General features: G+C 59.8%; 8 protein-coding genes, 1 pseudogene and 1 riboswitch. Of the genes and pseudogenes, 4 read left to right on the top strand and 5 right to left on the bottom strand.

Going from position 1 to position 13,071, the window contains the following annotated elements; all coding sequences use genetic code 11:
* Positions 1–12: 12 nt before the first annotated feature.
* The 4 genes from BLJAPNOD_RS27245 to BLJAPNOD_RS36215 form a co-directional block, all read right to left on the bottom strand.
* Positions 13–5,118, bottom strand: coding sequence for a lactate dehydrogenase (locus BLJAPNOD_RS27245; RefSeq protein WP_115422177.1), 5,106 nt, complete (start codon positions 5,116–5,118; stop codon positions 13–15).
* 87 nt (positions 5,119–5,205) lie between these two features.
* Positions 5,206–5,811 carry a DUF1419 domain-containing protein gene (locus BLJAPNOD_RS27250; RefSeq protein WP_115422178.1) on the bottom strand — a complete coding sequence of 202 codons (606 nt, stop codon included), beginning with the start codon at positions 5,809–5,811 and terminating at the stop codon, positions 5,206–5,208.
* Between the two features lie 53 nt (positions 5,812–5,864).
* Entirely contained in the window at positions 5,865–6,908 is a 1,044-nt protein-coding gene (locus BLJAPNOD_RS27255; RefSeq protein WP_115422194.1) for a DUF3991 and toprim domain-containing protein, read from the bottom strand.
* A 335-nt stretch (positions 6,909–7,243) separates the two neighbouring features.
* On the bottom strand, positions 7,244–7,384 hold the full coding sequence (locus BLJAPNOD_RS36215) for a hypothetical protein (protein ID WP_244611119.1): 141 nt from the start codon (positions 7,382–7,384) through the stop codon (positions 7,244–7,246).
* Between the two features lie 487 nt (positions 7,385–7,871).
* Between BLJAPNOD_RS36215 and nhaA the strand changes: the two genes are divergently transcribed.
* Complete coding sequence (gene nhaA, locus BLJAPNOD_RS27270; protein ID WP_015647724.1) at positions 7,872–9,080, top strand: Na+/H+ antiporter NhaA; 1,209 nt, start codon at positions 7,872–7,874, stop codon at positions 9,078–9,080.
* A gap of 158 nt (positions 9,081–9,238) precedes the next feature.
* A complete protein-coding gene (locus BLJAPNOD_RS27275) occupies positions 9,239–10,027 on the top strand; it encodes a sulfite exporter TauE/SafE family protein (RefSeq protein WP_015647723.1) in 789 nt (262 codons plus the stop codon).
* Positions 10,028–10,083: 56 nt separating this feature from the next.
* On the opposite strand, the pseudogene BLJAPNOD_RS27280 reads toward BLJAPNOD_RS27275, so the two are convergent.
* Positions 10,084–10,551: pseudogene (locus tag BLJAPNOD_RS27280) on the bottom strand (cation transporter); the annotation flags it as partial.
* An 85-nt stretch (positions 10,552–10,636) separates the two neighbouring features.
* On the opposite strand from BLJAPNOD_RS27280, the gene BLJAPNOD_RS27285 reads away from it, so the two are divergent.
* On the top strand, positions 10,637–11,029 hold the full coding sequence (locus BLJAPNOD_RS27285; RefSeq protein ID WP_015647721.1) for a hypothetical protein: 393 nt from the start codon (positions 10,637–10,639) through the stop codon (positions 11,027–11,029).
* A 25-nt stretch (positions 11,030–11,054) separates the two neighbouring features.
* Positions 11,055–11,131: riboswitch (Fluoride riboswitch) on the top strand.
* Positions 11,132–11,220: 89 nt separating this feature from the next.
* Positions 11,221–13,038 carry a voltage-gated chloride channel family protein gene (locus BLJAPNOD_RS27290; RefSeq protein WP_015647720.1) on the top strand — a complete coding sequence of 606 codons (1,818 nt, stop codon included), beginning with the start codon at positions 11,221–11,223 and terminating at the stop codon, positions 13,036–13,038.
* Positions 13,039–13,071 lie beyond the last annotated feature (33 nt).

Consider the following 13,071-nt stretch of genomic DNA (forward strand, 5'->3'; position numbering starts at 1 on the left):
GCTTCGATTTATTCAGGCTGCTCGCGGCTCCGAGTCTGCGTCGTCACTGCCATCAGCTGCAAGCGCCGCTTCCACGTCCTTTAGCGTGCGGCGCTTTTCCGCCAGCTCCTCAGCAAAGGCGAACTGACCGCCGTCGCGCAAACGATAGGATGCGAGGCGCTGGCGCACTTCATCCAACCGCTTGCGATAACGCCTCTGTTCATCCTCGAAGCCACCCAAGGCGTGCTCTATGCGGGCGATCGCGCCAAGCGGAGTGACGGTCACCGCCAGATCGATCTCACAATCAGCCCCGGTTCGCTGCAGAACAGTCGGATAATGGAACCCATCCTTGCTGATGCGCTCGCCATCAAAGACGAGTTCAAATCCGCCAATCGTGGCCAGATGGACCGTGCCTTGCCTCTGGAGTTGGACGAGCGTGAGGATCTCTTTCATCAGTGCACGGCCGGCTTCCTTGCGCTCGGTGTAAGACGTGCCAAGCGCGACCATTGCAAAGGCGTCGCCAGCGGTCGGGATAAGACGCTCGATGTCCTTGCCGATTTCATCAATCCTGCGTGTCGAATGTTCGATATCCCTCTCAGCATCTCGGATCTGCCTGCGCACGGCGTAAAGATCGTCATCATGCGCGGCACGAAGGCGGTCGAGACGGGCGATGTCGGCTTCAAGACCAGCTTTCTTCATCAGGCGCTCGTCGCCCGACGCAATCGCCTTGGCCATTGCGAACTGGTTCGCCTGGCCTTCGCCCAAGTCCTCCAGCCGCCGGATGGAGGTATCGCCGGAAAGTGCGGCGGCGATGAAGCGCGCCTTTCTTTCATTGTTCTGCCACATCGAGGCGTCGAGCGAGCCTTGCGTGGCATAGGCGAAGATATCGACGACGTCGTTCTGGTTGCCCTGCCGGACTATGCGGCCTTCGCGTTGCTCGATCTGGGATGGAAGCCACGGCACGTCAAGGTGATGGAGTGCCTTGAGCCGAAGCTGCGCATTGACGCCAGTGCCCATGGTCTCCGAGCTACCGATAAGGAAACGTACGCGGCCGGCACGGACATCGCCGAACAGCCTCTGCTTGGCCTCTGTCTTCTTGAAATCCTGCATATAGGCGATCTCCGATGACGGTACGCCGAGACGAACCAGTTCGTCGCGGATCCATCGGTAGGCAGAGAAGCCTCGGGATTTCTCGACATTGATCGTGCCGAGATCGCAGAAGATCATCTGTGCTGCGCCGGGCAGGTCATGGGCCATGCCGTCCGGGCGGAGATAAGTACTTCCGGACGTCTCCTGCCAAATGCGATAGGCGTTCTGGATCAGGAGATTGAGCTTGTTGTCGGGCTCATTGTCGCTCGCCGGCAGAGCCAGCCGAAGATCGATCGCTGCATGGCGACCGTCGGTGATGACTGACAGCAAGATGTCATCGCCGGGCTGTGCTGGCCCTTCGCGCTCTTCGATTGCCTTGATGCGACTTTCCAGAAGCTGCTGGTAGAACCTGAATGCCGCCGTCGGCGGCGCCGTCAGTATCTGTCGGCGACCGGTCGAGATTTCCGGCACCCGCACATATTCGCGAAGATCTGACGGCATCACCACGTCCGCAAACCGGCGGAACATAGAAATAAGCTCAGGAACGTTGACGAAGGATGCGAACCGGCTGACAGGCTTGTATTTGCCGGACGGCTGGATTTCGAGTTCGGTCACCGTGTCGCCGAAGCACGATGCCCAGGCATCGAACTCGTGCAAGCCGCGCTCGTGCAGGTCGTCATATCCAAGAAGCCGCTGGATCGAGAACATCTCCCCAAGCGTGTTGGTGATCGGCGTACCGGAGGCGAGCACCAGCGCACGGCCCGGGTTCCTCGTCTCGATGAAGCGGGATTTGACATAGAGATCCCAGGCGCGCTGCGACCCGTTCGGATCGATGCCCTTGAGCGTCGACATGTTGGTGGCGAATGAGAGCTTACGGAATTCCTGCGCTTCATCGACGATGATCTGGTCGACCCCGATTTCCGAGATGGTGAGAAGGTCGTCCTTGCGGGTCGTGAGTGCCTGCAGGCGTTCTTCAAGCCCTTCCTTTAAACGCTCAAGCCGCTTGCGCGACACGCGATCCTCTCTGTCGACTTTGTTCAGAAGCTCCTCGTAAAGCTGAAGCTCGTCCTGGATCATTTGCTGTTCGAAGACTGACGGCACGCCGATGAACTTGAAGGCGGAATGCGTGATGATGATCGCATCCCAGGTCGCGGTCGCAGCACGGCTTAGGAACCGGGCACGCTTGTCCCGGGAAAAGTTCGTCTCGTCGGCAACGAGGATGCGGGCGTTCGGATAGAGCGCGAGGAACTCGCGTGCCGCCTGCGCCAGGCAATGGCCGAGGACGACCATCATCGCCTTGGCAACCAGGCCCAGCCGACGTTGCTCCATCACGGCCGCCGCCATCGTCATCGTCTTGCCGGCGCCGACGGCATGAGCGAGGTAGGTGGAACCATCAGCGATGATCCGCCAGATACCGCGCTTCTGATGACCATAAAGAACGAAGGCGCCTGAGGCGCCGGGAAGTTTGAGATGGGAGCCGTCGAACGCGCGTGGCGCGATATTGTTGAAGCGGTCGTTATAGACGCGGGCGAGCCGATCGGTGCGATCGGCATCGCTCCAGACCCAGCGCTCGAACGCGGTGCGGATTTTCTGCAGTTTCTCGCGAGCCGCTTCGGAGTCGACGACGTTCAGCACGCGCCGCTCGCCGCCAACATCCTTGAAGATGTCGAATATTTGCGGGACGCGACTGTTGAGCGCGTCCGAAAGCAACTCGCCGGCATGCCTGCGACTTGTCCCCCACTCAGACGTACCGGCGGCCGAGTAGCCGAGTTGACGTGCTTCGACAGTCCAGGAGCCAAGCTCCGGCATGTGGTGGATGCGGATGTCCGCCGCCATCGTCTCCTTGACGAAGGCAGCGACGTCGACGGCCGGGATCCACGGTGCGCCAAGACGAGCGGTGATAGCCGATGGCCGAAGGTCGGCCGGCTGCACCGCCTGCAGGGCATGCACGTTCCGCTGGAAGACAGGATCGAGGTCCGCGGCGACCTCCGCGGCAGCGAGCTTGGTGCGGACCTGACCGGAAAGATAGGCATCGGCCGTCTGCCACAAACCGTCGACCGGGTTCTGGAAGACGGTTTGGCCGAGTTGATCGATTACGGCCTCGATATCGCAATGAAGCAGTTCCGCGATGTGATCGAGGTCGACGCGACCTCGTTCGTTGAGAACAACGGCAAGTGCGTCGGCGGCATTGGTCACGACCGGCGGGGCGGGAGGAGAGATGACCCGCTCGGTGAAGATCGGACCAGGCTTGGCCGTATCCGTATCGATATCGTAATCCTCGATCGACGCGACCAACCAGCAATCGGGATCATCACGAAACGGCTGCATGTTCGGCTGCCGGTGCGTTTCGCGCGTCTCGCCGGTCTCTGCATCCTCCTGGATCGAAACATCGGTGCGGTTGATCGGGCCGAAGTCGCGAACAAAGCTCGACCAGGCGATCCGCAGCCGAACCTGAGCATCACGCCATGGGTGATCCGCCTCTTGGGATTTCAAGACGTCTCGCACGGCGTCTCGGATCGGGATCAGCTTCCTGATGATCCGGACATGCTTGTCGGAAAGCCCTTCGCCTGTGCGACCCTTGCGGACATCGATTGCGATCGGAGCACCATCGACGATCTGCATGAGGCCATGCACGCGGTCGATAAAATAGCTGCCCTCACGCACCGTGGCGTTGTCGGACCTGACGTCGACGACCTCCGCCAGCTCATCCTCAAGATCGAGATCGATTGCGGGCGGCTCGCCATCGTAAATGTCCTCAGGGAGGAGACTGATGGCAGCGTTCAACAGCACTTCAAGATCCTCACCGGCGCGCGGCCGGCAAGTGTAGGTTTCGCCGAAGGGGCCGGCAGTCAGTGCATGTACGCCGAGCACAAAATCCGGGTGACGCACAAAGCAGCGGTTCACCCGGATCGCGCCTTCGTCCTCAGTCGCACCACGAACCTCGTCCACATCGAGCCAAGAGACGTCACCCTCGGGCTCGCCTGTCTTCCGCTTCCTGAAGAAGAGGATATCGACGACCGTGTCAGTCCCTGCGTCACGGCGGAAGCTGCCTTCGGGCAGCCGGATGGCCGCGATGAGATTGGCGGATTTCGCGATGTGCGCTCGCGTGGTGCTATCCGACTTGTCTATCGTGCCGGCGCTGGTGACGAAGGCTGCAATGGCGCCCGGCTTTATGAGATCGATCGATCGGGCGATGAAATAGTCGTGCAGACGGAAACCGAGCGACCGATAGGTGCGATCAGAACGAACCGTGCGGTCGGAGAAGGGGGGATTGCCGATGGCAAGGTCATAGATCGGCGCGAGATCCGTCCTCGCAAAGTCGCCATTGACGATCCGTGCGCGGGGCTGAAGCAGCCGCGCGATCCGAGCCGTCACGGGATCGAGTTCAATCCCGGTGACATAGGCACGATCCCTGAACTGCGGGGGCATTAGGGCGGGAAACAGCCCCGTCCCGATCCCCGGTTCAAGGATGCGGCCGCCGCGCCAACCCAGTCGCTGAAGTCCAGCCCAGATCGCGCGGACGATGAACTCCGGCGTGAAATGCGCATACTGGGTGCAGCGCGCGAGCGACGCGTAGTCCTCGTCATTCACTGCCGCCTTCAGTGAGCTGCCGAGCTCGCTCCAGCCATCTCGGAACGCTGCCTCACCGGGTCGACGAAACATGCCGTTCGCCAGCTCCGATGCGCCGAAGCCCGTAAAGCGGATCAACCGCTTCTGATGCTCCCGCGTAACCGGCACATTGTTTCGCAAAATCTCATCGGCGGTCAAAATGGCCGCGACGTTCAACCGCGCCCGCTCCTTCCAAGTCGCAGCAAGACCGCGATCCTCTCCATCGAGATGGAAGTTCTCGCGCTGGCCTTGCCTGCGCGGCTCCGATCTCGAAACCGTGCGTATGGCACGCGCCGGAGCTGGCGAGGGCGGCGGTGGATCCGGATTGTCGTCGTTGGCGGCAACCGGTTCGAACCCGCCAAGCGCAGTCACGCCGAGTCCAAGGCCAGACGAAAGGGCAGAGCTGCCTGATATGTCGAAGAAAAGGGTGTCGTTGCTCATCAAGGAGTTCCTTCAAGGATGCGCAAAACCGCCCGCCGAACAGGCTGGAACGGATGTGCAGGGTTTGGAGAAAGTGAGGTGCTGGGCTTAAGCCACGAGGGACATTGGGAGATGTCGCAGCTGAACGGGCAATTTCGCCGAAATTTCGTCGTCGGTCAGATCACTCAACAGCTTGTGAAAGGAGCCCCTTGGTCCGCCGCAGAGGACAACGGTTCTTTGGCCCCGAACGGGTTCCGGCCAACGCTTGTCTGCATAACCACGATAGGCTTCCGTGGTGCTGCTCCAGATATGTTCGAGGCTCTCGTCTCGCGTCATCGTGCGCACAGGCCGGCATTCACGCTCAAGGATCGCAAACCGCATGGCCTCGGCGAACCGGCCGTCCGAGAGATCGCAATAGCCGTGAAAATGTCGGTTCGCACCATCGTTCCTCAGTGCAAAGAACACTGATGTTACCGAGCCGGTCAGGAACTCGCGCATCGCGAACATCGGGCCGCGGATCCAAAGCGGCGGCAGAATTTCGAACATATAATCGTATTCGGCTTCGGTGATCTCGAACCACTCGCCGGCATAGAGTGCGGATGCGTCATCCTCCCATCGGTTAAGCCGCTGTGCGTGGCGATCGAACAACGAGAACATCTGCTGGCGCGTGGCCGTTCCCTGGAAGACCTTCTGGATCGGACTGAGGTTTGTCATCTGCGGCTCCTTCTGTGCTCTGCCAGACCGAAGTGCTGCGGATCCTCACGACCTCACTCTTCTCTTCGATCCTTCATGACACCTCGCCTGTCGCCGGCATTCCGATCGGCCGGGTCCAGGGCCGGCGTAGCCGGGCAAAGCCTCCCTTGATGCGGCTGGCGGGTATGCGGTACGTCTCCCTCCATTTTCCGCTCCATTCTCCCCTTCTCCCGCTGCTTCAAAACCTCATTCCAATCGTCGGCGGAGGGACGAAGCCGGAGCCATATGCAGCCGACGTCGTCTGCCAATGCGCGAAGCCTGTCAGCGTAGGCATCGCCTTGAGAATTGGCGTCCGTCGCCGCCACGAGCTGCACGTTCGATCTTGCTGCCAGCAAGCGTAAAGCTGCCTCCGTCGCAGGCGCCCAGCCACCGCCAGTGCTGAGGTAGAGTGTGGCGTCCCGCATTCCTTCTAGGGCAGCCAGGCTCATGGCATCGATTGCCGCCTCGGTCACACAGAGGCGAAAGGCTTGGCTGCAGCCAAGTCGAAACAGGGTTTTACGGCCGCCCGTCGCAAAGCCGCGCCATTGCGGTCCGCGGGCCTCCCATCCGCAAACAGCACCCGTCTCGTCGGTGTGTGCCGCCCACATGCTTCCAAATGGCCCCTCACGCAGGATACCGTGACCGATCGCAGCCCGGATGATGGAGGCAGGAATACAACGTTGCCAACGCAGATAGCGCCATGACGCTGAGCCCGGCCATGACGGTCTCCGGAGGGCCCAACTTTCGGATATGGACGTGAGGTCGGCGAGCGCGCGATCTTCGTGGACCCAGATGGGCTGCGATGACTGAGCGCCCACAAGAGCGCCAACCCGATCGCATGCTTCAAGAAAGACGCAATTCTCCAGGCAGGCCATCAGGCTAAAGACGTCGCCTTTCTCCTCGCCAAGAGGATCGAACCATCCCCGACCGGCATGGGTCACGATGATGATTTCGCTGCCACGGCGATACTTCATGGCACGCCTGGTGCTCTCTTTGACATCGAGAGCGAAACCGGACGTCTCCAGCACCGTCTGGCACTGCACCGCTTCCCGCAGCCGTTCGATTTCGCTTCTCTTCATTTTCCCTCCTTCGGTCGCCATGGGCGATCGGCCTCTCGTCGCTTTTCTTCCCGTGATTATCGCGGGCCAACTTCCACCGGCCGCGAAGAGCAAAGGCCGCAAGGGCGTGGCTGGCAATTGTCGGATTCACCAGTGCCTACATCCCAGCCACGGCGAAGCCTCCCTTGCGGCCGCCGGCTCGCAAGCAGCAGCCGGAACGGCCGACAAACGAAAGGAGGGGGCGGCTCAATGAGCCGCCCATGGATGAAATTCGTGGATGACCTCGAGGTCGTCGCTTGCGTCGATCTCGTCAGAGGGAAGGACGCCATTATCCTGACTCTGTGTTCTGTCTGAGCTCAGCGAAATGCCAGTGAGACAGCTTGACTGTTCAGATAAACGCCATATTCGCCGTCGACCTCGAAGACGGTGACCGGGACCATCAGGTCACGGGAAAGCTGGAAGGCGTGGGACTGTGCGAGGACAAGATCGTGCGACATTTCGAAGGCTCCATCCGGGAGCGGGCCAATCCCGCTCGATGGCTCCAAAAAGGCACGGGGACGGGCGCGATCACCGCGATGGCAAAGCCATGAGCGGCCGCAGCCTGCTAGCGGACCCCTTGCGGGTTGATCGTGGAAGATCGGACCTGGGCCAGGACGCCATCGCATGAGAGCGGAATTGGTTCGCTTGCGGGTGGGGCGATCCAAGTCGCTGCTTGCTGACCATCGCACCTCCGAAAGGCAGTTCTAATCCTTGTTAGCCCGTCCCGTCGGCCGTTTCCTGCCGCAGACCTGCTCACGAAATCTCCAGATGTCTGAGTCGTATTGCAGAGGTGCAGGGATCCCGGTTCTGTCCGAGGAAGTACCGGTTTTGCTGGCCATCTGCACAATTGATGAATATATTGAATGCTATGGCGTGTGCTGCGTGCGCCAGGGATCCCCCTATTACGGAGAACAACAACAACTCTTGCACAGAGGACGCAGATCTATGTCCACAATTCAGTCCCGCCCGTTGCGGGGTCGCATTAACTCTACGCTTCGTCAGTTCCTCGACAATGAGGCATCAGGCGGCCTGGTGCTTATGGCAGTCGCGCTACTCGCCATCATCGTGGCAAATTCACCTTTTGCCGACCAATATTTCGCACTCCTGCATGTCTATGTTGGACCGCTGAGCGTACAGCATTGGATCAACGACGCGCTGATGGCAGTCTTTTTCCTGCTGGTAGGCCTGGAGATCAAGCGCGAAATGCTCGATGGCCAGCTCTCGAGCTGGAGCCGCCGCATTCTGCCGGGAGCCGCTGCAGCCGGTGGCATGGTCGTTCCGGCGCTGATTTATATCGCCTTCAACTACGAGAACCCTGCCGCCCTGCGCGGCTGGGCCATTCCGTCGGCAACCGATATCGCCTTTGCACTCGGGGTGCTTTCGCTGCTGGGACCGAGGGTGCCGGCATCACTGAAAATCTTTCTGGCAACGCTTGCCATCATTGACGATCTGGGCGCGGTCATCGTCATTGCGCTGTTTTATACGGCCGATGTCAATCTGTACGCCCTTGGTGGGGCCGCACTTGTGATCGGGAATCTGGTGCTTTTCAACCGCCTTGGGGTGATGCGGCTTTGGCCATTTCTCGTCCTGGGGGCGGTCCTGTGGGTTCTTGTTTTGATGTCAGGCGTTCACGCAACGCTTGCCGGCGTTCTTCTCGCACTAACGATCCCCATCCGTCTTACTCCCGGCACTCCTGAGGCAACGCCAGCGGCTTCGCCGCTTCACAAGCTGGAACATGGTCTGCACAAGCCCGTGGCATTTCTCATCGTTCCGATCTTCGGCTTTGCAAATGCAGGCGTTTCGTTCGCAGGTGTATCGCCAGCAACTCTGATCGAGCCATTAACGCTGGGTGTTGGTGCCGGTCTCGTTCTTGGCAAGCTGCTCGGCATTTTCGGAACAGTTTTTGTCATGGTTCGAAGCGGATGGGCGGAATTGCCCGCCGCGGCCAGCTGGGGACAGACACTGGGCGTCTCCCTTCTCTGCGGAATTGGGTTCACGATGAGCTTGTTCATTGGCCTGCTCGCGTTCGAGGACCCCGTCATGCAGGATCGGGTCAAGTTCGGCATCCTAGGCGGATCAATCATCGCCGGAGTGAGCGGATACATCCTGCTCAGGATGTCTGATCGTCGATCGGTCAAAAATCAAATATCGTGAACATTTATACGGATTACAACGATGGCGCAGCGCAGATCGAACGCTGCGCTGTCATACGATCTCTGAAAACGCTTTCGCTCCAACAGTCCCTTTGACATGAACTCCACCAAGCGTGCCGCGACCATTTCACCAGCGCACCGACCCATACGAGGCAAGAAATGACGGGTAAGATTCGTTCGGCAACAGCCTTCATCTGGGGTGCCGTGATCGGAACGCTCGGCGGCCTCATCGGTCTGGGTGGAGCGGAGTTCCGCCTGCCGCTGCTCATCGGCCTGTTTCGGTACGCGGCACTCGAAGCGGTCATCCTCAACAAAGCAATGAGCCTCGTTGTCGTTGCATTCGCTTTGCCGTTCCGGGCAGCGACCGTTCCACTGGATCAGATCGTCGCGCACTGGACTATTGTCGTCAACCTGCTGGCTGGAAGTCTTCTTGGTGCATGGTTTGGCGCGGGCTGGGCAACCCGCCTCAGATCGGAAAACCTGTATAAGGTGATCGCGGTGCTGCTAATCGTCATCGCAGTGGTGCTGTTGTTCGGCCACGATGCAACCGCCGGAGCTGGCCTCGTGACTGGCACGACGCAGATTGTCGCTGGCATTTTGGCAGGTCTGGTAATCGGTGTAGTCGCCTCGCTCCTGGGCGTTGCCGGCGGCGAACTTCTCATCCCAACGCTCGTGCTGCTGTTCGGTGCAGATATTAAACTCGCGGGCAGCCTCTCCCTTGCTGTCAGCCTGCCGACGATGCTGGTCGGCTTTACGCGCTACAGCCGGGACCAAAGCTTCTCTGTTGTCGCTCGCAACAAGACATTCCTCATCGTCATGGCGCTCGGCTCGATAGCTGGCGCCTTCATTGGCGGGCAGTTGCTCGGTGTCGTGCCGACGGCCTTGCTCCTTCCGGCGCTTGCCGCCATTCTGCTGATCTCTGCCGTGAAGGTATGGCGGCATGCGTGAACCTGGTAATCATGCGTCCGCAGCTTTCGCCTTTGGAATACCCACCGACAATCGCTTCAAGCCGCAGCGGCGTGTTCCTTCCGAGCGGCTTGCCAGACCTCGCGGGCGGCGTCCATGTTCATTCCGGCAATCTCCAGGCCAACGATAAGGTCCGGCCAGGCGGAATGCCAGGCGTAGGCCGTGACGATACCGGCCACGATGATTGCTATATTGGCAAGCGCGTCATTGCGCGCCGAAAGGAACGCGGCCCTCGTCAGGCTACCGTTCTCGTGACGGAAAGCTGTCAGCAGAAATGCACAGGAAAGGTTGACTGCAAGCGCCCCCGTGCCTGTGACTGCCAACAGGAACGGCTGGGGCGGAACGGGCGCCATAAGGCTCTGATAGGTAGTCCACAACGTCGCGATTCCGGGAACGAGCAAGATCAGAGCCAGAGCCACGCCAACGCGCACGCGGTTGCGAAGCGACCATCCAAGCGCAAGCAGGATCAACAGGTTCACGGAGGCATCCTCAAGGAAATCCACACTGACCCTGATTGGCGGCGACTTCAATTCCGTCGCGCCGGATGATCCTGAGCCTGACGATCTGGCATTGCTGCCTGCACGATATCGTATGCGCTACACCCGTGAGGACGGCACAGCGGACAGGACCACGATAGCCGGGTTGTTGCGGGCCGGTTTCGTGGACGTCGGTAACAGCCTTGAAGCCACTCCGACGCCGACTGTCCCGGCACGCGGTTTCACGAATACGGAGTTCATGACTTTCCGTTCCGACTACCTGCTTGCCAGCAAGCGCCTTGCTGACGCGCCGTGGGATACGCAGTCGCCAGCAATGACACAACCGACGTCGCTTCCGACCGCTACCCGATTTGGGCGGACTTTGAGTTGGGGCCATGAAATGCAGCTCATCACGATAGCCGGCCTGTTCACCGTCCCGGTGATCGCCGCAGTCTGTCTTGCCCTATCTGCACGGGATCACTCCGATGAGCGGGATGAGGGACCTTGACTCTAGTTACTTTCCAACGGTATTTAACCTCAACGGTAATGGATTCTGCCGGGCATTACGCCGAACCGCTTCCTCGATGAAGCTGATGACTCCTACTCAACGCGCATAACGCGAAGGAGTAGGGTCGTGTCTGGAATTCATTTTCTGTGTTTTCTCATATCTGCTGACAGTTTTGGTGGAGTGTCTTTCGCATGACGCTCGCATCATTATTCGGCCTTCGTTTTCAGCAAATCCGCAGTCTCGCAAAGTGGATCGCCATTGTCATTCCGATGGCAATAGCCGTCGGATCGCTCGTTGCTCTGTTCCTCTGGAGCCTTGATCGGGCGACAGAACTACGGTTCGAGTTTCCTTGGCTGATCTTCTGTATGCCAGTGGCTGGCTTTGCTATGGTGTGGGCCTACGGAAAGTTTGGCAAGTCCGCCGAGGGCGGCAACAATCTGATCGTCGATCAAATCCACGAGCCGGGTGGCGGCGTGCCACTGCGCATGGCTCCGTTCATCCTCGTCACAACCGTGCTGACCCATCTGGTCGGCGGTTCAGCTGGACGCGAGGGAACCGCCGTGCAGCTAGGCGGCAGCCTTGCGAGCGCCTTCGGTAAGGTCTTTAAACTGACATCCGCCGACATTCGTATCCTGTTGATGGCAGGCATTGCGGCCGGGTTTGGTGCAGTCTTCGGCACGCCTATTGCCGGCGCGGTCTTTGCCTTGGAAGTCCTGACAATTGGCCGGATGCAATACGAGGCATTGCTTCCTGCCTTGCTGGCCGCCATTGTCGCAGACTGGACCTGCCACGCCTGGAGCATTGGGCATACACATTATGCCATCGCCTATCTGAGCGGCGCTGGTGAAGGCATCGGCTTTCACCTCGACGCCGTGCTGATGCTGAAGGTTGTGATTGCCTCCGTGGCCTTTGGACTGGCAGCGCATTTCTTCGCAGAACTTTCTCACCTGGCATCGTCCGCCTACAAGGCCATCCTGCCCTATGCCCCGCTGCGTCCGGTTCTCGCAAGCTTGATCCTGCTTGGCTTGGTCTACGCCCTTGGAACACGAGAATATCTGGGGCTTGGGGTATGGTCCCCCAATCCCGAGGATGCAACGATCCTCGGCTTCTTCCGCCCAGATCACATCGATTACTGGAGTTGGGCCTGGAAGGGTCTGTTCACGATCATCACTCTAAGCGCTGGCTTCAAGGGTGGTGAGGTGACGCCGCTGTTCTTCGTCGGTGCGGCTCTCGGCAGTGCTGTCGCGGGCGTTCTCGGTGCGCCACCGGACCTATTTGCCGCTCTCGGTTTCGTCGCCGTCTTCGCGGGCGCGACCAACACGCCGCTCGCTTGCATGATCATGGGCATCGAGCTTTTCGGGGCAACCCACTCCGTCTACATCGCGGTCGCCTGCTTCGTTGCCTACCTCTGCAGCGGCCATTCCAGCATCTACCTTTCGCAGCGCGTGGGCGTGCCGAAGACAGCTGCGGCCAACGACATTCCTCCTGACATCTCGGTTCGCCATATGCGCGACATGAACGCCAATGCGCTCGGCGACTTTGTCGGCAAGGTCCGGCTCCGGTCCCTTGCTACCACCGCAACCCTCACCGAAAGGCCCATCATCGTGACGCAACACAGGCTGCATTCCACCGAAATCGGCATGGTCCGTATCTATATGAAACCGCGGGAGAAGACCTCAGGCAAGAGTAGCTGGTTTGGTGCCAAGCCGCTCTATCGAGAACTGGTCCTGCAGGCGAAGTCAGCAGGAATTATGAATGCCGTCGCTCACCATACACACTTCGGATATTCGAACAGCGGCAAGCTTCAGGACGAGGGTTTCGAAATCCCCAATCCGGATCTGACCATGTGCGTCGAGATGATTGCGTCGCGCGACAAGCTTGAGGAATTCTGCCGGACTCATGGCGCGCTCCTGAAAAACAAGGTGATCGTCTACAAGCACCTGGAACAGTGGGACGTCGTCCATCACAACGTGGCGGCGGCAGAAGCACTCAAAGTCACGACATCCTGAAGGAGACGGTCTTGGTCTATCTGATCGTGTTCC

The organism is Ensifer sp. M14 (genome assembly GCF_003355565.1).
Classification (GTDB): Bacteria; Pseudomonadota; Alphaproteobacteria; order Rhizobiales; family Rhizobiaceae; genus Ensifer.